Genomic DNA, 22,228 nt, shown 5'->3' on the forward strand with positions numbered 1-22,228 from the left:
AACCCCTGTTTTTCTATTTACATCCGGTGGCGGGAACGTTATAATCATAAAGCGAAAAGGCTCAACAGAGAAATAATGAAAACTGCCGGGGAAAGAAATTATCCGACAGAAGTTAGGAGAATATAAAATTTGAAAATCTTACTTGCAGCATGCAATGCAAAATATATCCATTCCAATCTTGCGGTATATAACCTGAAATCCTGTTCCGGAGAATACAGCTCCAGGGTTGTGGTCAAAGAGTATACGATCAATCAGATCAGGGATGACATTTTAAAAGATATTTATCTGGAGCAGCCGGATGTGGTCTGCTTTTCCTGCTATATCTGGAATATTTCCTTTGTCAGGGAGCTGGTGCCGGATCTTAAGAAAATCCTTCCACAGGTGGAGCTTTGGGCAGGAGGCCCGGAGGTATCCTACGATGCGGTGGAATTTCTGAAAAAGAATCCTGCGTTTTTTGGAGTGATGGTGGGAGAAGGAGAGGAAACCTTCCATGAACTGGCAGGTTATTATATAGAAAGAAAACCGGAAACTTTGAGCGGGATCCGCGGAGTGGCTTTTCGTGATGAAAACAAAGGCAGGGATGTTGTACACACGGGCTGGCGGGAATTGATGGATTTAAGTAAAGTTCCGTTTGCATACAGCAATCTTACAGAGTTTAAAAACCGCATTATTTATTATGAGAGCAGCAGGGGATGCCCCTTTTCCTGCAGTTACTGCCTTTCTTCCATAGATAAGAAGCTTCGGTTCCGTGATATTGAGCTTGTAAAAAAGGAATTGCAGTTTTTTATTGATAATAAAGTTCCTCAGGTCAAATTTGTGGATCGTACCTTCAACTGCAAGCATGACCATGCCATGGAGATCTGGAGGTATATTACGGAGAATGATAATGGGATCACCAATTTTCATTTTGAGATTTCAGCAGATCTTCTCCGTGCGGAGGAGCTGGCGCTGATGAAAACCATGCGTCCGGGACTGATCCAGCTGGAGATTGGTGTACAGTCCACCAATCCTCAGACCATCAAAGCCATTCGGAGAACCATGGATTTTGAAAAGCTGAAAGGGATTGTAGAGCAGATCCACAGCTTTGGAAATATCCACCAGCATCTGGATCTGATCGCAGGACTTCCCTATGAGGGATACGACAGCTTCCACAAGTCCTTCTGCGATGTTTACGCACTGCGTCCGGAACAGTTTCAGCTTGGTTTTCTGAAAGTGCTGAAGGGATCATACATGATGGAAATGACAGGGGAATATCAGATTCTTTACAAGGATCGGGAACCCTATGAGGTACTTTCCACAGCCTGGCTGACCTACGGGGAGATTTTAAGGCTGAAAATGGTGGAAAGTATGGTGGAAGTGTATTATAATAGTGGGCAGTTCAAAAATACCCTTGTATTTCTGGAGAAGTATTTTGACGATCCTTTCCGGATGTATGAGGCACTTGGCAGATTTTATGAGAAAAAAGGATACTCGGAGATTTCTCATTCCAGGATGAGGCGCTATGAGATCCTTATGGAGTTTGCCGGAGAACAGAAAGAGATCCCGTCGGAAGCACTTTCCGATGTAATGCTCCTGGATCTTTATCTTCGAGAGAATTTAAAGAGCAGGCCATCCTTTGCTTCAGACCAGAAGCCGTATGAGCGGCTGATCTGGGATTACCGGAAAGCGAAAAAAATCCCGAAAACCGCCCATATCGAGGTGTTCCGGGACGGAAAGAAGCTTCTTTTTGATTATACAGACAGGGATCCTTTGACCAACAATGCGCAATTAACGGATATTACAGATGAGGTGAATAATAATTATGGGAATGTTTGATCCGAAAAAAGAAAAGTGATCACAGCGATCATCGCAGTTATTCTGGTACTGGCAATGGTAGTTCCGACTGTGCTTTCGCTTATCCTTTATTAAGGCGGCAGTTATGAAACTTGGAAAAAAGCACTGGAGGCGCTTCAGGCAGAGATAGACGGACGGCTTATGCCGGGAGACGAGCTGATCGTGGCAGGCCCTGTGGCAGCAGAAGGAACTGCATGGATCACAAAGAATTATCATGACAGGCTGCGGGAGTTTTTTGCAGAACGGTTTCTCGAGGATGCTGTAAAGCTTCCTGAGGTTTACGGAACAGGAACAGAGAATGATAAAATTTGGAAAATGGCGGAAGAATCCGGAGCCAGTGCCCGATATCGGATGGGAGAAGGCGGCTTTCTTGCTGCCCTCTGGAAAATGGCGGAGGCATCCGGAGTAGGTCTTAGTGCAGATCTTCGAAGTGTGCCCATCCGACAGGAAACCATAGAGATCTGTGAGATCCTTGATGTGAATCCGTACAAGCTGCTTTCCGGCGGAAGTATTCTTATGGGAATCCATGGCGGTGATGCGTTTGTGCAGCAGTTGCGGCGAGAGGGGATCATGGCAGCAGTGATCGGGCAGACCGATTCCGGAAATAACAGGCTTCTTTACAGCGGCGGAAATGCCAGATATCTGGAACGCCCGGCAGAAGATGAGACCAAAAAGCTTGGCTTTTTGATCTCATGAGCAAGCAGCGAAGCGGATTGCGAATGCATATTTTGTATATTTAATGCTATGTAGAAAAGAGGAAAAAATAAATGGGAGTTTTGAATATTGTGCTCCATGAGCCGGAAATTCCGGCAAATACAGGAAATATCGGCAGAACCTGTGTGGCAACAGGAACCAGGCTGCATCTGATCGAACCGCTTGGTTTTCGCCTGAATGAAAAGGCCATTAAGCGTGCAGGTATGGATTATTGGGAACATCTGGATGTGACCAGATATCTGGACTATGAGGATTTTCTCAAAAAGAATCCGGGAGCAAAGATTTATTACGCAACCACCAAGGCACCTCAGACTTATACAGATGTGCAGTATGAGGATGACTGTTTCATTATGTTTGGCAAGGAGAGTGCGGGAATCCCGGAGGATATCCTGGTAAACAATCAGGAAACTTGCGTGCGGATCCCGATGATCGGAGATATCCGTTCCCTGAATTTAAGCAATTCAGTTGCCATTGTGCTTTATGAGGCGCTGCGACAGCATAATTTTACGCATATGAATCTGGAAGGCCATCTGAGAAATTACGATTGGAAATAAGCCTGCAAAGAGTAAATAAAAACCTCTGATCCGGAAATACTGTAGGAGATATTGAGAGATATTTCTTTTACAGCCTTCCGGATCAGAGGTTTTTTGATGTTTTATTTTGCTTTTTCCAGTGTAAAGATAAATTCTGTTCCAACACCTACGGTGCTGATCACATTGATATTCTGCTTATGAGCGTTGATGATCTCTTTTACAATGGCAAGGCCAAGCCCGGTACCCTTGCGGTCTTTTCCACGGGAGGCATCAATCTTATAGAAACGGTCCCAGATTCTGGAAAGACTTTCCTTTGGAATTCCGCTTCCATGGTCTTTGACTGAGACAAAAACCTTGCCATGATTGACTGTGGTTTCCAGTGTGATAGAAGAATTGTCGCTGCTGAATTTTACTGCATTGTCCAATAAATTGTACAGTACCTGCTGGATCTGTTCCATATCTGCACGGACAAAAAGCTCTTTTCCAGCAAGGAGGAGCTCCAGACGGATGTTTCGTTCCGAACAGGTTCCCTCAAAGGTGGCGGCTGTGGTACGGATCGTTTCATTGATATCAAAACGCCGCATATGCATCATACGCTTTTTGACATCCAGTTCGTTTAAGGTAAGGAGACTTCGGGTAAGCTTCTCCAGACGGGTGGATTCAAAAGCAATGACTTTCAGATAACGTTCCTGCATTTCCGGTGGGATGGTACCGTCCAGCATGGCTTCCACATAGCCTTTGATGGAGGTCAGAGGCGAGCGGAAATCATGGGACACATTGGAAATGAATTGTCGTTGATACTCTCCGTTTTTGTTCAGCTTGTCTGCCATGTAATTCAGGGAGTGGGAAAGATATCCCATCTCATCGTCAGAATCTACGGGGATCGTGTAGGTAAGATTTCCGTTGGCAAATTCCAGGGCACCCTTTAAGATTTCTTTCAGAGGTTTGTGGACCCTGTAAAAATAGATCAGAAGAAAACTGAAAAACAGTGCATAGATCACAATAAAGATCAGGATCATAACCTCTACGATATTGCTGCGGCTTTCGTAGAGGTTTTTCATAGGGTAGTGGATCACCAGATAACCAGTCACCAGATCCGTATCTTTTATGGGAACGACTGTGCTTAGCTGTGTGGTTTTTAATGTCCCGTAAAACGTACCGGAGGAATAGCAGGTATCTTCGTAATCTTCCGGTCGGAAGTTCCTGACGGTGATATCACCGGAATCAGAGGACTGCTGGTTTGTGTTTATCAGAATGTTCCCATCTGTATCCATAACCCAGAAATCTGCATTTTGAAAGGCTGCTGCAGAGGAAAGAGCCAGGGTGAGGGATTCGTTTTTGGGGCTTTTTACAGCCTGACGAAGTTCATTTTTGGAAACCAGCTGGCTGGCAGTGCGGTAAAGGGACTCTCCGGTAGAGCGCTCCAGCCTTTTTTCTACCAGGTAGGAGCCACCGGAGGAAAGCAGCAGAAAGCAGATTCCGCCCAGCATAAAGTACAGGATCAGCAGTTTAGTATAAAGATGCTGTTTCATGAATCCTTTACCTCAAATTTGTAACCGATTCCCCAGACTGTGGAAAGAGCCCAGTTTGGGTTATCCTTGATCTTCTCACGTAGACGTTTGATGTGAACGTCTACGGTTCTGGTATCGCCAATGTATTCATAGCCCCAGATGTGATCCAGAAGCTGTTCTCTTGTGAAAACCTGATTGGGAGAAGCTGCCAGGAAATAGAGAAGCTCCAGCTCCTTTGGCGGCATATCGATCTGGTGTCCCATATAAGTTACAGAATAGTTGGTCAGGTTGATCACCAGATCCGGATAGGAAACACATTTTTCCTTTGGTGCGGCAGACGGAGATTTTACATGAAATCTGCGCAGTACCGCACGGACACGTGCCACCAGCTCTTTGGAGTCAAAAGGCTTGATGATGTAATCATCCGCTCCAAGTTCCAGTCCCAGGACTTTGTCAAAGGTTTCTCCCTTGGCGGAAAGCATAATGATCGGTACATCGGAGGTGTGACGGATCTCACGGCATACCTGGTATCCGTCAATGCCCGGAAGCATGAGATCCAGAAGGATCAGATCCGGGTGAAAAATATGGAACTGCTTCAGGGCTTCCTCGCCGTCATTTACGATCTTAGTCTCAAAGCATTCTTTTGTGAGATAGAGAGCAACCAGCTCTGCAATGTTGTTGTCATCGTCAACAATGAGGATTTTCTGTTTTGTAGCCATGGCTTCAGCTCCTTTTTATTTCTTGAATTCTACAATGGTCACGCCGGCATCGCCTTCTCCGAATTCGCCGAGACGGAAAGAAGCTACGTGCTTTTGGCGCTTCAGGTAATTGTGGACACCTTTGCGGAGGGCACCGGTACCTTTTCCGTGAACGATACGGACGGATTTCATGTGTGCGATATAGGCGTCATCCAGATATTTATCCAGCTCTGCAACTGCCTCATCTACGGTTTTTCCCAGAAGATTGATCTCTGTGGAAATGCTGGCTGCCTTGGACATACGGATCTTTCCGGCGCCGGTACGCTGCATGGACGGAGTGGTGATCACCGGCTCGTCCACAAGCTCCAGATCGGAGATATGAACCTTGGAACGGATGATACCCATCTGCACAAAGAGATATCCTCTGGAATCCGGATGACTGGAAACTGTTCCTTTCAGATTCAGGCTGAGCACCTTTACGGTATCGCCAAGAGAAAGATCGGATGGCTTCAGCTGTTTCTTTGGCTTTTGCTTCTGCTGCCTGGAAGACATTCCATTTTCGGCTTTTGACATACGTTTTTTCAGGTTCTGGCGTTCTTTTTCCACGGAAGCGGTATCTACGTGATCCTTCTGGAATTTATGGAAAAGCTTCATGGTCTGATCTGCGTATTCCTTGGTATCGCGGAGAATCGCATGTGCCTGTTCATTGGCTTCTCTGAGAATCCGCTCTTTACGTTCATCCAGTTTTTCTTCTTTTTCCTGAAGGGATTTTTTCAGCTCTTCTACCTGCTCTTTGTAACGGGCAATTTCAGCACGCTCGTTTTCGATGGTGACACGGCTCTGCTCCAGGGATGTCAGAACATCTTCGAAAGATTCATCCTGCTCGCTGATCTGTTCCTTTGCTTTGTCGATGATGAAATCCGGAAGCCCCAGCTTGGAAGAAATGGCAAATGCGTTACTTTTTCCCGGAACACCGATCAGAAGGCGGTAGGTCGGACGTAAGGTTTCTACATCGAATTCACAGCAGGCATTTTCCACACCTGGAGTGGAGAGGGCATAGATCTTCAGTTCGCTGTAATGGGTGGTTGCCATGGTACGGATACCCTGCTCGTGAAGATGTGACAGGATCGCAATGGCAAGAGCGGCACCCTCTGTAGGGTCCGTACCTGCACCAAGCTCATCGAAGAGGACCAGGGAATCCTGATCTGCGGATTTCAGGAAGGAAACCACGTTTGTCATATGAGAGGAGAAGGTACTTAAGGACTGTTCAATGCTCTGCTCATCTCCGATATCAGCATAAACCTCGCGGAAAAGTGCAAGTTCGGAACGATCCAGCGCCGGGATATGGAGACCCGACTGTCCCATCATGGTAAGAAGACCTACGGTTTTCAGAGAAACAGTTTTACCACCGGTGTTTGGTCCGGTGACAACCAGGAGGTCAAAATCATCCCCGAGACGGATGTCAATAGGAACGGCTTTTTTCTTATCGATCAGTGGATGACGGGCCTGGCGAAGCCGGATCCGGCCTTCTGTGTTGAAAACAGGTTCACTGGCGTTCATGTCCATGGCAAGTGCGGCACGGGCAAAAATAAAGTCCAGCTGTACCATGATGGAAAGATCTGCGTGAATAGCCTCCAGCTCAGCAGCTACCTGCTGGCTTAAGGATGCAAGGATCACTTCGATCTCTTTCTGCTCTTTCAGCTCCAGCTCGCGGATGTCGTTGTTCAGCTTGACAACAGCCATAGGCTCAATGAAAAGAGTGGAACCTGTGGCAGACTGGTCGTGGATCATACCGGGAACCTGGCCTTTATATTCAGCTTTTACCGGGATACAGTAGCGGCCGTCGCGCATGGTGATAACGGAATCCTGAAGATAATTCCTGGCACTTCCTGCAACCAGAGAAGAAAGCTGGGTGTGTATCCGGTCATTGGTGGCCTTGATGCTGCGGCGGATCTGGCGGAGCGTGCTGCTGGCATCGTCACTGATCTCATCCTCGGAAAGGATACAGCGGCGGATCTCTGTGCTGAGTGGTGTCAGAGGTTCCAGTGCCGCAAACATTCCGTCAAGGGAATCGGTCATTCCGTCATCACGGTCACTTCTGGAATAGGCCTTTACACGACCGGTATTCTCAAGAAGACTGCAGACAGAAAGCAGCTCCGGTGCATTCAGGGCGCTGCCAACAGTAAGACGTTTTAATGTGCCGCGGATGTCCTTGACGCTGCCGAAGGAAATGCCGCCTTTTTTGAACAGGCGTGCAAGGGCATCGTGTGTCTGCAGCTGCATGGCCCGGATCTCTTCAATGTCTGTGGAAGGGGTAAGCTTCCGACAGAGATCCTTTCCCATGGGGGAGGATGCCTTGTCTGTGAGCAGATCTATGATTTTATAGTATTCAAGTGCTTTGTATGCTTTTTTGTTCATTGTTGCTATAGTTACTCCTTTTTGTTACTTCTGTTACTTCTGTGCTTTTCTGCGTAACACAGGATATGCAAAAAACACTTCGTTTCCTATTTTACATGATTTCCATAGCAAAGGAAAGTAAAATGTGTTATGATACTGAATAAAGCCCGGAAGTAAGTGGAAACTGTGCAAAAATGCCAGAAAGCCCGGACCGGGATGCGGCCAAAGATCATAAAGAAAGTCTGGCTATGAATGCAAAGTGTGAAGCGGATGTGTTCGTGAGTATGTCTGCTTTGAAAGTAAAAAGAACAGAAAGGCAAGAATTTTATGCGTTTTTTAAATGAATTACATGAGGGAGACAGAGTAAACGGGATCTATCTCTGCAAACAGAAACAGGCAGCTACAACGAAGAATGGCAAGCCCTATGAGAATCTGATCCTTCAGGATAAAACAGGTGTGATCGATGGTAAGATCTGGGATCCCAATTCTCTGGGAATTGATGAGTTTGATACTCTTGATTACATTGAGATCATGGGAGATGTGACAAGCTTTGCAGGCGCCATGCAGCTGAATATCAAGAGAGCACGCAAGGCAGGAGAAGGGGAGTATGATCCGGCAGATTATCTTCCTACCAGTGAGAACAGTGTGGATGATATGCAGAGCCAGCTACGAGAGCTTATCAACAGTGTGAAGAATCCCTATCTTTCCCAGCTTCTGAAGAAGCTCTTTGTGGAAGATCAGGAATTTATGAAGATATTTGAGGGACATTCTGCAGCGAAGACCGTACATCATGGCTTTATCGGCGGGCTGATGGAGCACACTCTTGGAGTGACCCGTCTCTGCGATTATATGGCGAATGCATATCCACTATTGAACCGAGATCTTCTGATCACAACCGCACTTCTTCATGATGTGGGCAAAACGAAGGAGCTTTCTGCTTTTCCGATGAATGATTATACAGATGAGGGACAGCTTCTTGGACATATTGTGATCGGGGCACAGATGGTGCATGATCTTGCAAAAGAGATCCCGGATTTTCCGGAGAAGCTTGAAAATCAGGTGATCCACTGTATTCTTGCACATCATGGTGAGCTTGAGTACGGTTCTCCCAAGAAACCGGCACTTGCAGAGGCAGTTGCCCTGAATCTGGCAGACAATACAGATGCAAGGATGGAGACACTGACAGAAATTTTTCACGCAGACAAAGGCAAAAAAGAATGGCTTGGTTTCAACCGGCTTTTTGAGTCCAATTTAAGAAGAACAGGAGATATTTAATACATGGAATTCCGTAAAAACGATATACTCACTTTAGATATAGAGGATTGCGGAGTTGACGGTGAAGGTATCGGGAAAGCCGATGGCTTCACCGTTTTTGTGAAAGACGCCGTGATCGGAGACCGGATCAAAGCCAAGATCATCAAGGCAAAAAAGAACTATGGCTATGGCCGCCTGATGGAGGTGATCACACCGTCTCCATACCGTGTGAAACCTGTCTGCTCTATTGCCCGCCAGTGCGGAGGATGCCAGCTTCAGGCATTATCCTACGAGCAGCAGCTGAAATTTAAAGAGAAAAAGGTTCGTGGACATCTGGAAAGAATCGGAGGTTTTCAGAATCTTGATATGGAACCGATCATGGGGATGGAAGACCCCTATCATTATCGAAACAAGGCACAGTTTCCGGTAGGAAAAAATAAAGACGGAAAGATCATCACAGGCTTTTATGCAGGAAGAACCCACTCCATCATTGATAACCGAGAATGTATTCTGGGAGTGAAACAGAATAAAGAGGTTTTGGACCGTGTGATCGGACACATGGAAAAATATCATGTACAGCCCTACGATGAGGCCACGGGAAAAGGTCTTGTACGTCATATTATGATTCGTTACGGCTTCCATACAGATGAGATGATGGTCTGTCTGATCTTAAACGGAGATAAGATCCCTGCAGAAAAGGCTCTTGTGGAATCACTCTGTGAAATTCCGGAAATGACCAGCATTACCATCAATGTTAATAAAAAACGGAACAATGTGATCCTGGGTGATCAGCTTCGCCTCCTTTGGGGACAGTCCTATATAATGGACAGCATCGGAGATATTTCCTATCAGATCTCTCCCCTGTCCTTTTTCCAGGTCAATCCCATCCAGACCGAAAAACTGTATGGAAAGGCTCTGGAGTACGCCGGCCTTACGGGAAATGAAACTGTCTGGGATCTGTACTGCGGAATCGGAACTATCTCCCTGTTCCTGGCCCAGAAAGCAAAATTCGTCCGCGGCGTGGAGATCGTACCACAGGCCATTGACAATGCAAGAGAGAATGCGAAGCTCAATGGCATTGAGAATGTAGAGTTTTTTGTCGGAAAAGCAGAGGAAGTGCTGCCGAGAGGGTATGAGAAGAATGGCGTTTATGCAGACGTTATCGTGGTAGACCCGCCACGGAAGGGCTGTGATGAGGTACTTCTGAATACGATCCTTAAAATGAAGCCGGAGAGGGTTGTGTATGTGAGCTGTGACAGTGCGACACTGGCGAGGGATCTGAAGGTGCTGTGTGCGGAGGATTATGAACTGGTGCGGGTTTCTACTACTGATATGTTTCCGCAGGGAGTCCATGTTGAGACTGTGTGTTTGCTGTCAAGAAAATAAAATCAAGTGCTGAAAAGCGGCGTATTTCCGGGCTTTTTGTAAGGTTGGTATCATCAGAGAAGCCTTGCGGAAAGCTCGGTTTTATTATATGGAAACATATCTACTTTTCGGTCTGATTGGAGAGAAATTGAGTACCGGAGAATAGCGGTAGGGTTTAGGCTGTGGATTAGATGTCAGAGGTTGTGTCACTAGGATTGTTGTCAGAGCCGACCGCAGTTTAAGCCACTCGATACTAAGGGGCAGACTTGGCAGTGGAATAGATAACAGGAGGATTTGAAAGATGATGGATAAAGATTATTTGTATCAGATTGATATTCGAGAATGGATAGAGAGAGGATTAGATGCTGACATAATGGTTCCTGTATCAGGAAATAAAATTGATAAAAAGTATGATATATACCTTCAGAGTTTTCTTCTTCCTTTGAATGAAGTTGAAAATGATATGGAAAATGATACATATAATGCACATACATTGATGCCTGGAATTACAGTTTACGGTTCTTGGGAGGATGATGAAAAGGTTTATCATCGTTGGGGAAATGACAATGGTTATGAACCACTTGTTATAAAAAGAGAATATAATGGCGTAGCTACAGATTCAATAGAAATTGTTGAAGAGTTTCGATTATTATTCAATCTGTATTTCAATTCACAAAAAATGAATATATTGATGTTTCTAACGGTGAAGGAATTACCGTAGTGAAAATGAATGATAATGGGTATGTAACTATACATAAAAGATACTTAAAAACGTATCTAGCAGTAAAAGAAAAAGTATTGATGATACATATTGATAGCAGGTGCGTTTCTATCGATAATTCGGAAAAAATCAAGGAAGATGGATTGGTTTATAGAAATAGCGAAAACACAATTTTTTATGCACTTAATATCGGAAATACATCAACTGGACTAAAAAGGAAAAATTATTCCATCATTTATGCAAAAAATGTTGTCTCAGGTTGCAGTTTATGTGATAGTAATATTTGGCCGTATAATGAAGAAAAGACTTATGTTGATTTTATTATTGGTATAGATGAGAACGGAAAAGAAATACGCCATACTTGTAATCCGAAAGAATTAAACAACTACTTCGGGGCAAATCCAACAGCGCCGCACTATTTAACACCTGTATATTTTGACAGTGCAGTACTGAATAAGTATTATTCGAAACCTGAAATTTATAAAGTCGAAGATGGAATTATTCGATGTGGTGTATTGTGGTCATTGTATATTGATAATAGTAATTCAGATTATGTATCAGCTTATTTAGGTGATTTAGGAAGAGATTTACCAAGTGAAGCCGAGCAGCATTATTGGAGGGGATTTAACAAGTCGATTGGAGGAAAATTGAGCAAAACAAAAATAAAGAGAGATTTTATGTGTATTGCATCAGACTCAGAGTCTCCAGATTTTGTTTTTAAGAAAGCTTATACACGATTAAATAGAGTTTTCACTGAAAAGTATGGATGGCCTTTATTTTTATCATTAACAGAGCAGGATGCTTATAATTTTGAAATATTACGAGTTCCAGTAAATAATTCAATTACTGAGATGGATATGCTGGTTCTTTCTTTAGTCAAAATACTGATTGATTCTTTAAATGAAAAGAGCATTTCAAAACGGTTAACTGGTAATTACGAAAAACTTGTAGGTAGCATTTCAAAAATAGAAGCTTGGCTATGTGAAAGTAATATCGAAAACTATAATGAGCATATTAAGTTCTTGAGAAATCTACAGGAGTTACGTTCAAGTGGAACGGGACATCGTAAAGGAAAGGGATATCAAAAAATTACGAAAAAGCTTGATGTGAAAAAAGAAAACTATGCAGAAACCTTTTCCTGTTTGTTAAAAGATGCTACTAACTTTTTAACGTTCATGGAATTAAATATTGAAAATTTGAAATAAAATGAAAAGGCTCCCCATCACCGGGAATTATCCAGTGGTGGGGAGCCATTGTATATCTATAGAGTTATGCATCCACATCAATGCTGACGCCAGATTTCAATTCAACTATTATGCGGTCATCCCAGATGGTGATCTGCTTAATCCAGCGTCGCACCAGTGATTCATCGAATTCAGTAAGGAGGGCGGTCTGCTGTGAGATGTAATCCTGCAAGTCGTTAATTCTCTTTATCTGTTCATCCCTTGCGGCGGTATCGACAGTGGTTTTCTGACGAAGTTCTCGGAATCTGAAGATCTCATCCGCTATTTCGTCGTAGTCCTCTTTACTGTTGGCTTTTTGAATCAGCTCCTGTTGCAGGGCCATTAGCTTCTTGTCAATGCTGTCTATGGCTGTTACCTGTGAAGCTCGGATGACTGCGGCAATGTTAAGCTGGAGCTGTGCCTGATAGTTATTTTTGTCGCCGAGTAATTGATTGATGGCATTGACAACGGCATCCTGAAGAACCAGCTCATTGATGGTTCGAGCGTGGCATTCAAGTCCGGTGGATTCCAGCCTGCTGATGCAGCGCCAGACAATTGATTTGACGCCTCGATTGTTCCAGTGGAGTCTTCGGAACATTTCACCGCATTCGCCGAAAATGACGATTTGGGAGAAGCAGTGATTGCAACTGTAGCTTCGTTTTTTGCCATTGTCACTGGTTTTTACCACTCGTCTGCGGACAAGTTCTTCCTGTATCTGCTGGTAAATGTTCTTCGGAATAATGGCTTCGTGATCGCCTTCTACATAGTATTGTGGAACAAGACCGTTATTTTTAACTCTGGTCTTGTTTAGAAAGTCTGTAGTGTAGGTCTTTTGAAGCAGGGCATCACCGATGTATTTCTCGTTTCGGAGAATTTTGTTGATGGTGCTTGTGTGCCACTTTTCCCCTCCGGCACCGGTAAGGATACCGTCACGCTCCAGGCCTGCAGCAATCTTGTCCATACTGAGACCTTCTAAATATTCTCGATAAATGCGCTTTACGATTTCTGCCTGTTCTGGATCGATGATGAGGTTGCCGTCCGCGTCTTTCGTGTATCCAAGAAAACGATTGTGGTTGATTTGTATTTTCCTTTTGTGATGATATGCTCTATCACCACGGTTCCGGCGGCTTGGCCCTGTCTCCAAAGTCGGGCGTTGGTCTGCTGATATAATTCCAGTGACCATGTCAGACCAAACCAGATAAGGGTGGAACCGCCAGCCTGTAGATTGAGTCCATGACCAGCAGATGCAGGATGAATGACTGCGACTGGTATCTTTCCAGCATTCCAGTCGGTGATGTCCTTGCTGGACTTTATTTCTCTCACATCAAAGCGCTTTTTGATTCGTGACACCTTCCAAGGAGAGTGGAAGCCCCATCGTGGCGGACCATATCATAGAGCAACGCCAGCTTTCCGGTTTCAGATATTCTCCGGTCGGATAACCTAAGAAACGAGAAAGACAGATGCGTTCAAAGGTAGCGTTGAAGGCCCACTTGATGACACATTCATCCTCTAGAGCAAGAAGGATTTCTTTTGGAATCTGTTCTCCGCAGGCAAGATCAATGACCTGAACGGGCTGGTTATCTACACTGTAGGCAAAGAGTAAGATTTCAAAATCAGGTGACTCTACATAGCGATATACTCCGGTTTTCTGAAGTGGCACATCGCTGTAGGTTTCAATATCGATACTAAGTGTTTTCATGAGATTGTCCTTTCTACAAAACAGGCAGCAGAGAAATCCCTGCCGCCTGCCTTGTTACTGTTTATCTTTATTGGATTTATATTTATTGATGTCACGACGAATGTGGTATACCGCATAACTAACAAGGTAAAAATGATTTTTCCTACGTTGTAGATGATGAAGCCATATACCGCCGCAAAAAAGGTATAGGAGATGACATTAGCAATAAATAGATTTAAGATTTCTGCAAATTCATTCATAGGTTGTCTCCTTTTGTCAGAAAATGTGCTGGCGGCAGTGAGTTCCACCGCCAGCAGGTTGATAGATTACTTAAAGTCTTTCATGCGCTTTTCGTGGTATTCGAGGTCGCGCTTGTCTTTTTCCTGCTCACGCTTTTCACGTTTATGGTCGTTGATGATACTCTGAATCATAGAGATTGCAGTAGTGAGACCGACGCAAGCGAAGCAGCCGATACAGATGTTTACAAGAATTGTGCTAATCACGATTGTCTCCATAGTTTGCTACCTCCATTAGTCAAGAAAATCATCGTCGTTATCAGTTGCAAAGTCAGATTCAGCAGATGCCTTACCGCCAAGAGGCTCGCCATCATGAATCTTCTGCAAATTGTTAAGGCCACAGGCGATGCCTTTATTGCCAGAGCTGTTGAAAGCGTAAAAACTGATGCTGGCACGACCGTAGATTCCAGAGTAAACCTCAGAACGAGTGAGGATAGGATTGCGGTCTGCATCTACGATACCAGGTGCAGAGGTTGCATTTGCATTCACAAAGAAGCTGCCAGCGTATGCAGGATCGTCCGGTCTTTCAAGATCTCCGTCACGAAGAGGCGTCTTAAGTACAGAAAGAGCAGGTACGGATTTACCATTGCCCTTGAGCTTTGCTTCACCTTCACGGTATGCAGCCTCGATAGCAGCTTCAATCTTTGCAACAGTCTTTGTGTCGGATTTTGGGATAATCAGGCTGACACTATATTTCGGAGTGCCACCGTTGATGGATTTAGGTTCCCAGACGTTGGCATAGCTCCACCTCCACTTCCCTAAGCAGGGCTTCATAATGTTTCGGGTCTACGAGTGACAACTTGCTTGCACCGTACTTTTTAAGAAGCTCTCGAATTTCAGCTGTATGCCCGGCACGAGATTTATCAGCCAGAACAGCTCGAACTTCCTCAAGGGTCAATGCAGTTTTCGCAGGAGCAGCAGGGGCTTCTGCTTTTTCAGTAGCTTCGGATGCTCCTCCAAACTGCTGTGCGAGCCAGTTTGCTACATCGTTAATAGCAGCGGCGGCATTTCTCAGCTCTTCGATGGTCATAGCCATATCGCTCATTTTTGACATTTTCTGTTCCTCCTTCCTCGGATTGTCTGTGTGCGGCGATGATTCTGAGATTCTTCGCCATTCTTGCGGATGGCTTCGATATCCGGATAAATATTACATCTACAAATTGAGTGAAGTAAAAGCTGTCTCGTCGGAGCTGGAAAGTGATTATCGATTCAAAAAGGGTGCTTATGCTGATAACATCAGGAATTTTGTGGCATTTTATGATGAGATTTGTGCTGAACTTCAGCAGGATGATGAACTTAAAAATCTGCTTAATTCTCAGCTGACATCTACATGTTACGCTGATCCTGAATTACGAACTCTTACAATAGATGTGGGCTTCTTTATTTCTCGCTATTGGAACAAGGAGGAACCAGGTCCTAAAGCGGATGAGTGGTGGCCGACTGATTATACTCCGGCATTAACGGTAGAGGATTGGTTAGAGCTTCTGACAGATAAAGACGTATTTAATGAGAGCAGTCTCGAAATCATGAAACGAATGAAGGATTATGGTGGAAAGGCTACTTGCACTCAGCTTGCTGTGAAATATGGAGAAACCAAGAACTTTTATAATAGTGGATCTGTTGCATTGGCAAGACGTATTGTTCAAAAAACTGGATGTCCAGTAATTGCAAGAGATGAAGAAAACTCTCGATTTTGGCCTGTATTATATGTTGGTAAGAATGCTGCAAAAGATGAAGAAGGATCTTATGTTTGGAAACTTCGTGATGAATTAGCAGAAGCTCTAGATCAAGTCGATTTATCAGAAGTCCTTTTGTATGCGCAAGATGAAGAAGGAGAAGAAGATCATAGATACTGGTTTTTGAATGCAAATCCCAAAATATGGAGTATGGCTAGCATGCCAGTTGGAGAAGTACAGGATTATACATTATATAATGATAATGGCAATAAACGGCGTATTTTTCAGAATTTCTTAGATGCAAAGGCTGGAGATATGATAATCGGCTATGAGTCCACACCGGTAAAGCAGGTAGTTGCAATTCTCAAAATTAGTGCGGAACAAGATGGAAAATCAATTTATTTTGAAAAAGTAGAAGGGCTGTCTTCTCCAATTGATTATGCAACTCTGAAAGCTTGTCCAGAACTTGAAAAGATGGAGTACTTTGGTAATCCGCAGGGTAGTCTGTTCAAACTGACAAAGGGTGAATATGATTTCATTTATGACATGATTCGTGATGAAAATCCAGCACCACCTGCAGCAGATAGTATTGAAAAATATGACAAAGAAAAGTTCTTAAATGATGTATATATGACTGAAGCAAAGTATGAGCGCTTAGTTGCAGTTTTGAAAAAGAAGAAAAATATTATTCTTCAAGGTGCTCCAGGTGTTGGAAAGACATTTGCGGCAAAGAGACTTGCATATTCGATTATGGGTGAGAAGGATGATGATCGCATAGAGTTTGTGCAATTCCATCAAAATTATTCCTATGAAGATTTCATGATGGGGTATAAGCCGGTTGAAGATGGATTTGAATTGAAGTATGGTATTTTCTATAGATTTTGTCAAAAGGCTGCAAACCATCCTGATAAAGATTATTTCTTTATCATTGATGAGATCAACCGTGGAAATATGAGTAAGATCTTTGGTGAGTTACTCATGTTAATTGAGGCAGATTATAGAGATACGAAAGCAACATTAGCCTACAATGGCCTAAGTTTCTCTGTCCCAAAGCGTCTACATATCATTGGTATGATGAATACTGCTGATAGAAGTCTGGCGATGATTGATTACGCACTTCGTCGTCGTTTTAGCTTCTTTGATATGGAACCGGGATTTGATTCAGAAGGTTTTATTAAATATCAGGAAGGATTCGCAAACGACACATTCAATACTCTGATTGACCGTATTAAGGAATTGAACCAAGAAATTGCTAAAGATAAATCACTTGGTAAAGGTTTCTGTATTGGGCATAGCTATTTCTGTAACACAGATGAGTGTACAGAAGAATGGATGCAAGATGTGGTTGATTTTGATGTGTTGCCTATGTTAGCAGAATACTGGTTTGATGATACAGACAAACTGCAACGTTGGGAGAATATTTTGCACGGTGTATTTCAATGACAAAGGATAAGAGCATTTTAATCAATAATATTTATCATATGCTTTCTTATGCTTTTCAGGCACTGAACCAAGAAACCTATGAAGATGTTGCAGTAGAGTCTTTTGACGAGATGTATAATCTGCTGGCAGCGATTCTGTCTAAGGGAATTGGATTGCAGTTAAAGCAAGGGCTATATAGAGAATACATAAGTCGTCAGGAAGAACTTTCAGTTATGCGCGGCAAAATAAATATGCCGGGTACAATTAAAAATAGGTTGGCACATAAAAGGGTACTTACTTGCGACTTTGATGAGTTGTCAGAAAGGGCGATAGAAGTCGTAATTTTATTTTCAATGACTTACAGTTTCATTCGGTATTTGAGGGAGAAAATGCTTTTATTGATATAGATACCGATATGAAGGCAAAACAGAACTGGTTGCGTTTTACAAAAAGAAGACCAACAGAGAAAGATGGTGGCGTATTAAGTTTGCTTGCCAGTGTTAAAGGCTGCTTGACTTATTTTCAGAACGGAGCTAGAAATCTTTCGTTTAATTATAAGCATCATAAGGATGAGGATAAAAGGTCGGGTGACGATGATTATACGTTTGAAAATGCAATTGAGTCAGTGCTGACAGAGTTTCATTTATCAAGAGAACAGATAAGGTATTTGAAGCCTATCGTAATGGGAGGCCAGGTAAAGTCGAAGAAAGATAAAAAGACAGCAATGGAAAAATGTCGTTAAAGTATTTTGACCGCTCTGTCTATAATAGGGGATTTCGCTATTATGATTTTATAGATGATCCTAATCACAGTATGCGTTCGGAGATTCAATTATTTGATTTTCAGGATTCGCCAGAACGTATTTTACTTCACTTGTCTGAAAAGGCTCAAATTATAGGTATTTCAGCTACCGCAACACTTGAAACGGTTGTTGGCAATTATGACTTAGAATATCTTCAAAGGATGTTGCAGGATAAATATTATGTGATGCCAGAAGCAGATAGGTGTAGATTACAGGAGTCATTTCAAACTTTTGTTGCAAACTATGATAAAGTAAATATTCATGTGGAGCCAGTTTCTTATAATGCGGATGATAGAGTTGAATTATCAGAGATATTTAACGGAAACGAAGCACTTATAAAGAAGTATGCGGAAAAATTATCAATATCATTTGAGCGCGTTGAATATGCAAAGAATAACTTTATTCGTGTTGTAAAGGTAATGAAGGCATTTATCTTAAATGATTCGGTTAAATCCTTCTTGTGTCTTAATAATAAATTGCCGCAGGAGAATAAGGGGCTTTTTGATATTAAATTATTAGAGGAATTCGCAGACGCTATTATTAAGCTTTATGGTATCAAGGGATTAAAAGGTAAAGACTTGTTATACAGTATAAATAGTGAAGATTATGATGCTAAGCGTGCGGAGTTTATACAGAGATTGTCAAAGGGAGAAAAACTCTTTGTTATATCTTCCTATAATACAGTTGGTGCGGGACAAAATTTGCAATATAAAGCACCGGGGAATGCTACTATTGTAGCAGTTAATGATTACGATAGAGGAGATATGGAAAAGGATTTCGATTGCATATATCTTGAGAAGCCGACGAATCTTCTGGTGAATGTGGATAGCAAAAAGGGAATTGAAGCTGAAGATTTAATTCGTTTTGTATATCAGATGGAATTCTTGATGGAAAGAGGCGAAGTTTCTCGTAAAGATGGGATTGCAGTAATTAAAGATGCATTTATATGCTTCAGTGGTGGATATACTTTTTCGGGAAAAAAGGGAGAACCATATAAAACAGATTCTGTAAATAATTTTGCGATTCGAACATTAATACAGGCAGTAGGAAGAATATGTAGAACTGGTCTTAAGAATCCGGATATATATATTTATGTGGATAATACCATTTTAACAGATTACGATTTGTCTGTTGTGGAGCAACGAATGTTGAATCCTGAATTTGCAGAATTAGTTAAAGTGGGTAAAACATATTATAATGGTCAGGCAAATGAAAATTCGGATATTGCCGTAATGGAAAATCGTGCCGGAACATTAGCACTGAAGGCAATGCAGATTATAAATGAGCTGAAGCGCAATTGGACTGAGGATAGTATAGATTATTGGAAAGCATTGCGTGAGCTATGCCTTATGAGGCCTAAGGGAATATATTGTGAAAGAAGAAAAGAGCGTATAAACAATGAAGGTCACTAGCGCAGTACTAGCGGCCTTCTTCGTTTTTACGCTTGGTATAATCGCTGGATTTTTGTATACGGTAAATAGTTAGTACCGTGCTTTTCACCTAAAACCATGAGATAATCCCTTTGTAAAACTAAAAGTTTTTTAAAGGAGGATCTTATGGATAAGATCACACGTCAGGTCCGCATTGAACATTGGACCCAGATCATGAATGAATGTTTGAACAGCGGTATGAATAAAACTGAATGGTGCCGGGCTAATGGGATCTCAGACAAACAATTCTTTTACTGGCAAAGGATTCTCAGAAAAGAAGCTTTTGCTGCTTCGACATCAAAGGACCTTTCGGTTATCACAGACCCGGCAGATGAAACCAGCCCACAAAAGATTTCGTTCGCAGAGATCAGCATTCCAATAAAACAGGAGTCTGTCAGAAATGGACTCCATCCGGATATCATCCTCCGAAAAGGACCGGTCTCTGTAGAGATATCCAATTCCGTTTCAGCAGAACTCCTGTCACGTATCGGAGATATCTTTCATGCTGAATGATGCTTCCGGGTTCCGCAGGATCTATCTCGCTACCGGCTACACAGATCTGAGACGTGGTATGGAAGGGCTTGCATCCATTATCAAGTTCAATTTTCAGCTGGATCCGTATCAAAAAGATATTCTGTTCCTGTTCTGCGGAAGACGTACTGACCGCATCAAAGGGCTGGTCTGGGAAGGCGACGGCTTCCTGCTTCTATACAAAAGACTGGAGTTGGGTGCATTCAACTGGCCCCGCACAAAAGAAGAAGCATTGGAGATCACCCCAGAGCAGTACCAATATCTCATGCAGGGACTGGAAATTGTTGCACGCCATCCGATCCAGGAAGTCAGACCGGATAAGATCTTATAAGATCCTGTGCAAAACAGAGAAAATAAAAAACATCTTCCAATCATCATAAGTCCCGAAAAAGAGTTATCCACTTTTCATAATTCCGCTGCCTTCATTTATTCAGGAGTACTTTCAGGCCCCTTTACAGGGCTTGTGGATAAGTACTCTGAAAAGCCCGAAAAACTAATAGTTTTTTGAGGTTTTCAGAGTATTCATCTATTAGTAAAAATGACGAATACCCTGTCTGCCTGATTCGCTTTTTCTTTATCTTTGCGTTACAATAGGAACATCAGATAAAGGAGAACGGCATCCATGGCAAAAGTATATACAGAAGAAGTGGACATTGAAAGAGTAAAAGTGGACATTAAGAGTGGAGAAGTGGACATTGAAAGCACAAAAGTGGACATTCGAAATAAATTACTTTCTTTCTCAGATACGATTTCAGAAAAAACAATAAATCATACAGTAGAAATATTTTCAAAATGTGGAAAAGAAAATTGTTTCGGAAGAACGATAGTTGAAGAAATTACTGGATTAAAGCCATCAAGAGCTTCCAAGTTAATAAAACTGTTGGTTGATAGTGAGGTAATCGTACCTGTAACAGGACATGGAAAAGGAAAATATCGGTTTCAATAAAAGTGAACATTGAAAGGGTGTTAATGCCATTCGCAAAAATGCCCAAAACAAATCGGCGTACTGATATATTACCAAATATGGTAGCAGTAGGAAGCCAGATACATTATGCAAGAGCTTTTGATAACAGAGGACGCGAACTTACAAAACGTATTTTTTCTTTTCATAACGATCTGGAAGGGTTCAATTCTTTCAACCTTTGGGCAGAGACACTTAAGACTGAGAATAAAAAGACTGCAGTTCTGATCGGCTGCGAGCCAACAGGTCATTACTGGTTTGCGTTTGTGAAGTATGTAAATGATCATCAGAAAAGATTAGTAATGGTCAATCCATTCTCGGTTAAGAAGATCAAGGAACTTGATGATAACAGTCCAAAGAAAACAGATTCAAAAGATCCGAAAACAATCGCAAAACTAGTTGTGGATGGGAGATATTCAATCCCATACATGCCAGAAGGCATTTATGCCGAAATAAGAGACCTGGTATACAGCCGTGAGCCTATATGGATAATCTGAGGCATAAGTGTCGTGAAGAGCCGTATGCCTGAATTGGGCACGTACGGATCTGTGGGGGATATACCTAGTAATAGGTGTTTCTACCCGACAATTTAGGACTCGTCAGAGGATGGTGATCCTGGTAGACATGAGAGGTTAGTTACTGTAGGTGGATTTGGGAAACAGGAAGGCCTTCATAAGAAGAAACAAAGACGTTTTATTTCTTGTACCTAAAATCATCAGAAATGGACTCCATGAAGTCACTTCATATCCAGAAAACTCTATTTTGTAGATATATGTAACTTATTAACTGTTCAGCAAAGTCAGTAAAATCAAGGATTTTTGTTGAACATGCACTAAAAAGAATAGAGAGGTTCTCACCCACTGCTTATTGATTTTCGCAACCTCCACAGGGGAGTTACTTGATTCGGTTAAAATATATGTAAATTTTCCACCAAAATATTATTGACGTAAGAAAAACCACATGGTATTTTATTTTTGGAAAAAATGAAAATTATTTTAAAGGCAAACCTGTTGAAAGGCAGGGTCGCAAAGCCAGAAGGGACTAAAGTCAGAAAGTTTGACCATGTCAGCCGGTTGCCACTGTTTCCATATCATCATAATATATGGAGAAGATGTTTGAACAGAAGAGATTCCGATACCTTTTATACTATATAGATGTGTGATTTTAAAGAATATAGTAGGGA

At 42.6% G+C, this 22,228-nt stretch carries 23 protein-coding genes, 2 pseudogenes and 1 riboswitch; of the genes and pseudogenes, 15 read left to right on the top strand and 10 right to left on the bottom strand.

What is annotated here, in order from left to right; translation table 11 throughout:
- The first annotated feature begins 129 nt into the window (after nt 1-129).
- The 3 genes from CK1_RS00315 (at nt 130) to trmL (ending at nt 3,101) form a co-directional block, all read left to right on the top strand.
- Complete coding sequence (locus tag CK1_RS00315) at nt 130-1,815, top strand: B12-binding domain-containing radical SAM protein (protein WP_278604116.1); 1,686 nt, start codon at nt 130-132, stop codon at nt 1,813-1,815.
- A 159-nt stretch (nt 1,816-1,974) separates the two neighbouring features.
- On the top strand, nt 1,975-2,529 hold the full coding sequence (locus tag CK1_RS00320; protein ID WP_015524364.1) for an AIR synthase-related protein: 555 nt from the start codon (nt 1,975-1,977) through the stop codon (nt 2,527-2,529).
- A gap of 71 nt (nt 2,530-2,600) precedes the next feature.
- Nucleotides 2,601-3,101, top strand: a complete 501-nt coding sequence (gene trmL, locus CK1_RS00325) for a tRNA (uridine(34)/cytosine(34)/5-carboxymethylaminomethyluridine(34)-2'-O)-methyltransferase TrmL (RefSeq protein ID WP_015524365.1) — start codon at nt 2,601-2,603, stop codon at nt 3,099-3,101.
- A gap of 101 nt (nt 3,102-3,202) precedes the next feature.
- On the opposite strand, the gene CK1_RS00330 is transcribed toward trmL, so the two are convergent.
- Genes CK1_RS00330 through CK1_RS00340 form a run of 3 tightly spaced genes read right to left on the bottom strand, consistent with a single transcriptional unit; the run spans nt 3,203 to nt 7,707 of the window.
- Complete coding sequence (locus CK1_RS00330; RefSeq protein ID WP_015524366.1) at nt 3,203-4,612, bottom strand: sensor histidine kinase; 1,410 nt, start codon at nt 4,610-4,612, stop codon at nt 3,203-3,205.
- Nucleotides 4,609-5,310 carry a response regulator gene (locus CK1_RS00335; RefSeq protein ID WP_015524367.1) on the bottom strand — a complete coding sequence of 234 codons (702 nt, stop codon included), beginning with the start codon at nt 5,308-5,310 and terminating at the stop codon, nt 4,609-4,611. The genes CK1_RS00330 and CK1_RS00335 overlap by 4 nt, the downstream gene beginning before the upstream one ends.
- A gap of 15 nt (nt 5,311-5,325) precedes the next feature.
- Entirely contained in the window at nt 5,326-7,707 is a 2,382-nt protein-coding gene (locus CK1_RS00340; protein ID WP_015524368.1) for an endonuclease MutS2, read from the bottom strand.
- A gap of 306 nt (nt 7,708-8,013) precedes the next feature.
- Between CK1_RS00340 and CK1_RS00345 the strand changes: the two genes are divergently transcribed.
- From CK1_RS00345 to CK1_RS00360, 4 genes are all read left to right on the top strand, one after another.
- Nucleotides 8,014-8,961, top strand: a complete 948-nt coding sequence (locus CK1_RS00345) for a 3'-5' exoribonuclease YhaM family protein (protein WP_015524370.1) — start codon at nt 8,014-8,016, stop codon at nt 8,959-8,961.
- A gap of 3 nt (nt 8,962-8,964) precedes the next feature.
- A complete protein-coding gene (gene rlmD / locus CK1_RS00350) occupies nt 8,965-10,326 on the top strand; it encodes a 23S rRNA (uracil(1939)-C(5))-methyltransferase RlmD (protein WP_015524371.1) in 1,362 nt (453 codons plus the stop codon).
- A gap of 280 nt (nt 10,327-10,606) precedes the next feature.
- Complete coding sequence (locus tag CK1_RS00355) at nt 10,607-11,026, top strand: hypothetical protein (protein ID WP_015524372.1); 420 nt, start codon at nt 10,607-10,609, stop codon at nt 11,024-11,026.
- A complete protein-coding gene (locus CK1_RS00360) occupies nt 11,026-12,231 on the top strand; it encodes a hypothetical protein (RefSeq protein WP_306288659.1) in 1,206 nt (401 codons plus the stop codon). The genes CK1_RS00355 and CK1_RS00360 overlap by 1 nt, the downstream gene beginning before the upstream one ends.
- Nucleotides 12,232-12,295: 64 nt before the next feature.
- On the opposite strand, the gene CK1_RS00365 is transcribed toward CK1_RS00360, so the two are convergent.
- The 7 genes and pseudogenes from CK1_RS00365 to CK1_RS00395 form a co-directional block, all read right to left on the bottom strand.
- Complete coding sequence (locus tag CK1_RS00365; protein WP_237971471.1) at nt 12,296-13,210, bottom strand: recombinase family protein; 915 nt, start codon at nt 13,208-13,210, stop codon at nt 12,296-12,298.
- A 35-nt stretch (nt 13,211-13,245) separates the two neighbouring features.
- A pseudogene (locus tag CK1_RS00370) lies at nt 13,246-13,599 on the bottom strand (ATP-dependent helicase); the annotation flags it as partial.
- A pseudogene (locus CK1_RS00375) lies at nt 13,595-13,948 on the bottom strand (hypothetical protein); the annotation flags it as partial. The pseudogenes CK1_RS00375 and CK1_RS00370, both read right to left, overlap by 5 nt.
- A complete protein-coding gene (locus CK1_RS00380; protein WP_015524374.1) occupies nt 13,945-14,187 on the bottom strand; it encodes a hypothetical protein in 243 nt (80 codons plus the stop codon). The gene CK1_RS00380 and the pseudogene CK1_RS00375, both read right to left, overlap by 4 nt.
- Nucleotides 14,188-14,253: 66 nt before the next feature.
- The gene (locus tag CK1_RS00385) at nt 14,254-14,430 is read right to left on the bottom strand and encodes a hypothetical protein (protein ID WP_330383008.1); all 177 of its coding nucleotides are present in this window, start codon (nt 14,428-14,430) and stop codon (nt 14,254-14,256) included.
- Between the two features lie 27 nt (nt 14,431-14,457).
- Nucleotides 14,458-14,997 carry a DUF2815 family protein gene (locus tag CK1_RS00390; RefSeq protein ID WP_015524376.1) on the bottom strand — a complete coding sequence of 180 codons (540 nt, stop codon included), beginning with the start codon at nt 14,995-14,997 and terminating at the stop codon, nt 14,458-14,460.
- Nucleotides 14,942-15,277 (bottom strand): hypothetical protein, encoded by a 336-nt coding sequence (locus tag CK1_RS00395; protein WP_015524377.1) that lies wholly within the window; start codon nt 15,275-15,277, stop codon nt 14,942-14,944. The genes CK1_RS00390 and CK1_RS00395 overlap by 56 nt, the downstream gene beginning before the upstream one ends.
- Before the next feature lie 193 nt (nt 15,278-15,470).
- On the opposite strand from CK1_RS00395, the gene CK1_RS00400 reads away from it, so the two are divergent.
- The 8 genes from CK1_RS00400 to CK1_RS00435 all read left to right on the top strand — a co-directional run bounded on the left by CK1_RS00400 (nt 15,471) and on the right by CK1_RS00435 (nt 21,542).
- Nucleotides 15,471-17,342, top strand: coding sequence for an AAA family ATPase (locus CK1_RS00400; RefSeq protein WP_353611088.1), 1,872 nt, complete (start codon nt 15,471-15,473; stop codon nt 17,340-17,342).
- Complete coding sequence (locus tag CK1_RS00405) at nt 17,339-17,728, top strand: 5-methylcytosine restriction system specificity protein McrC (RefSeq protein WP_015524378.1); 390 nt, start codon at nt 17,339-17,341, stop codon at nt 17,726-17,728. Before CK1_RS00400 ends, CK1_RS00405 begins: the two co-directional genes overlap by 4 nt.
- 8 nt (nt 17,729-17,736) lie before the next feature.
- Nucleotides 17,737-18,063: a hypothetical protein gene (locus CK1_RS00410; protein WP_015524379.1), complete on the top strand. Its 327-nt coding sequence runs from the start codon at nt 17,737-17,739 to the stop codon at nt 18,061-18,063.
- On the top strand, nt 18,054-19,535 hold the full coding sequence (locus CK1_RS00415; RefSeq protein WP_015524380.1) for a hypothetical protein: 1,482 nt from the start codon (nt 18,054-18,056) through the stop codon (nt 19,533-19,535). Before CK1_RS00410 ends, CK1_RS00415 begins: the two co-directional genes overlap by 10 nt.
- Nucleotides 19,536-19,679: 144 nt before the next feature.
- A complete protein-coding gene (gene tnpA / locus CK1_RS00420; RefSeq protein ID WP_015524381.1) occupies nt 19,680-20,066 on the top strand; it encodes an IS66 family insertion sequence element accessory protein TnpA in 387 nt (128 codons plus the stop codon).
- A complete protein-coding gene (gene tnpB, locus CK1_RS00425; RefSeq protein ID WP_015524382.1) occupies nt 20,056-20,415 on the top strand; it encodes an IS66 family insertion sequence element accessory protein TnpB in 360 nt (119 codons plus the stop codon). Before tnpA ends, tnpB begins: the two co-directional genes overlap by 11 nt.
- Nucleotides 20,416-20,706: 291 nt before the next feature.
- The gene (locus CK1_RS00430; protein WP_015524383.1) at nt 20,707-21,030 is read left to right on the top strand and encodes a hypothetical protein; all 324 of its coding nucleotides are present in this window, start codon (nt 20,707-20,709) and stop codon (nt 21,028-21,030) included.
- A gap of 2 nt (nt 21,031-21,032) precedes the next feature.
- Nucleotides 21,033-21,542, top strand: a complete 510-nt coding sequence (locus CK1_RS00435) for an IS110 family transposase (RefSeq protein WP_306288661.1) — start codon at nt 21,033-21,035, stop codon at nt 21,540-21,542.
- A 493-nt stretch (nt 21,543-22,035) separates the two neighbouring features.
- A riboswitch (cyclic di-GMP riboswitch) is annotated at nt 22,036-22,126 on the top strand.
- Nucleotides 22,127-22,228 lie beyond the last annotated feature (102 nt).

The sequence above is a fragment of the Ruminococcus sp. SR1/5 genome (genome assembly GCF_000209835.1).
In the GTDB taxonomy this organism is placed as follows: Bacteria; Bacillota; Clostridia; order Lachnospirales; family Lachnospiraceae; genus Blautia_A; species Blautia_A fusiformis.

Bases quoted from the DNA above. Each gene is read 5' to 3' on its own strand.
- CK1_RS00320 (WP_015524364.1), top strand. From the start codon at position 1,975: ATGCCGGGAGACGAGCTGATCGTGGCAGGCCCTGTGGCAGCAGAAGGA.
- trmL (WP_015524365.1), top strand. From the start codon at position 2,601: ATGGGAGTTTTGAATATTGTGCTCCATGAGCCGGAAATTCCGGCAAAT.
- CK1_RS00330 (WP_015524366.1), bottom strand. From the start codon at position 4,612: ATGAAACAGCATCTTTATACTAAACTGCTGATCCTGTACTTTATGCTG.
- CK1_RS00335 (WP_015524367.1), bottom strand. From the start codon at position 5,310: ATGGCTACAAAACAGAAAATCCTCATTGTTGACGATGACAACAACATT.
- CK1_RS00340 (WP_015524368.1), bottom strand. From the start codon at position 7,707: ATGAACAAAAAAGCATACAAAGCACTTGAATACTATAAAATCATAGAT.
- CK1_RS00345 (WP_015524370.1), top strand. From the start codon at position 8,014: ATGCGTTTTTTAAATGAATTACATGAGGGAGACAGAGTAAACGGGATC.
- rlmD (WP_015524371.1), top strand. From the start codon at position 8,965: ATGGAATTCCGTAAAAACGATATACTCACTTTAGATATAGAGGATTGC.
- CK1_RS00355 (WP_015524372.1), top strand. From the start codon at position 10,607: ATGATGGATAAAGATTATTTGTATCAGATTGATATTCGAGAATGGATA.
- CK1_RS00365 (WP_237971471.1), bottom strand. From the start codon at position 13,210: ATGGACAAGATTGCTGCAGGCCTGGAGCGTGACGGTATCCTTACCGGT.
- CK1_RS00380 (WP_015524374.1), bottom strand. From the start codon at position 14,187: ATGAATGAATTTGCAGAAATCTTAAATCTATTTATTGCTAATGTCATC.
- CK1_RS00390 (WP_015524376.1), bottom strand. From the start codon at position 14,997: ATGAAGCCCTGCTTAGGGAAGTGGAGGTGGAGCTATGCCAACGTCTGG.
- CK1_RS00395 (WP_015524377.1), bottom strand. From the start codon at position 15,277: ATGTCAAAAATGAGCGATATGGCTATGACCATCGAAGAGCTGAGAAAT.
- CK1_RS00405 (WP_015524378.1), top strand. From the start codon at position 17,339: ATGACAAAGGATAAGAGCATTTTAATCAATAATATTTATCATATGCTT.
- CK1_RS00410 (WP_015524379.1), top strand. From the start codon at position 17,737: ATGAAGGCAAAACAGAACTGGTTGCGTTTTACAAAAAGAAGACCAACA.
- CK1_RS00415 (WP_015524380.1), top strand. From the start codon at position 18,054: ATGTCGTTAAAGTATTTTGACCGCTCTGTCTATAATAGGGGATTTCGC.
- tnpA (WP_015524381.1), top strand. From the start codon at position 19,680: ATGGATAAGATCACACGTCAGGTCCGCATTGAACATTGGACCCAGATC.
- tnpB (WP_015524382.1), top strand. From the start codon at position 20,056: ATGCTGAATGATGCTTCCGGGTTCCGCAGGATCTATCTCGCTACCGGC.
- CK1_RS00430 (WP_015524383.1), top strand. From the start codon at position 20,707: ATGGCAAAAGTATATACAGAAGAAGTGGACATTGAAAGAGTAAAAGTG.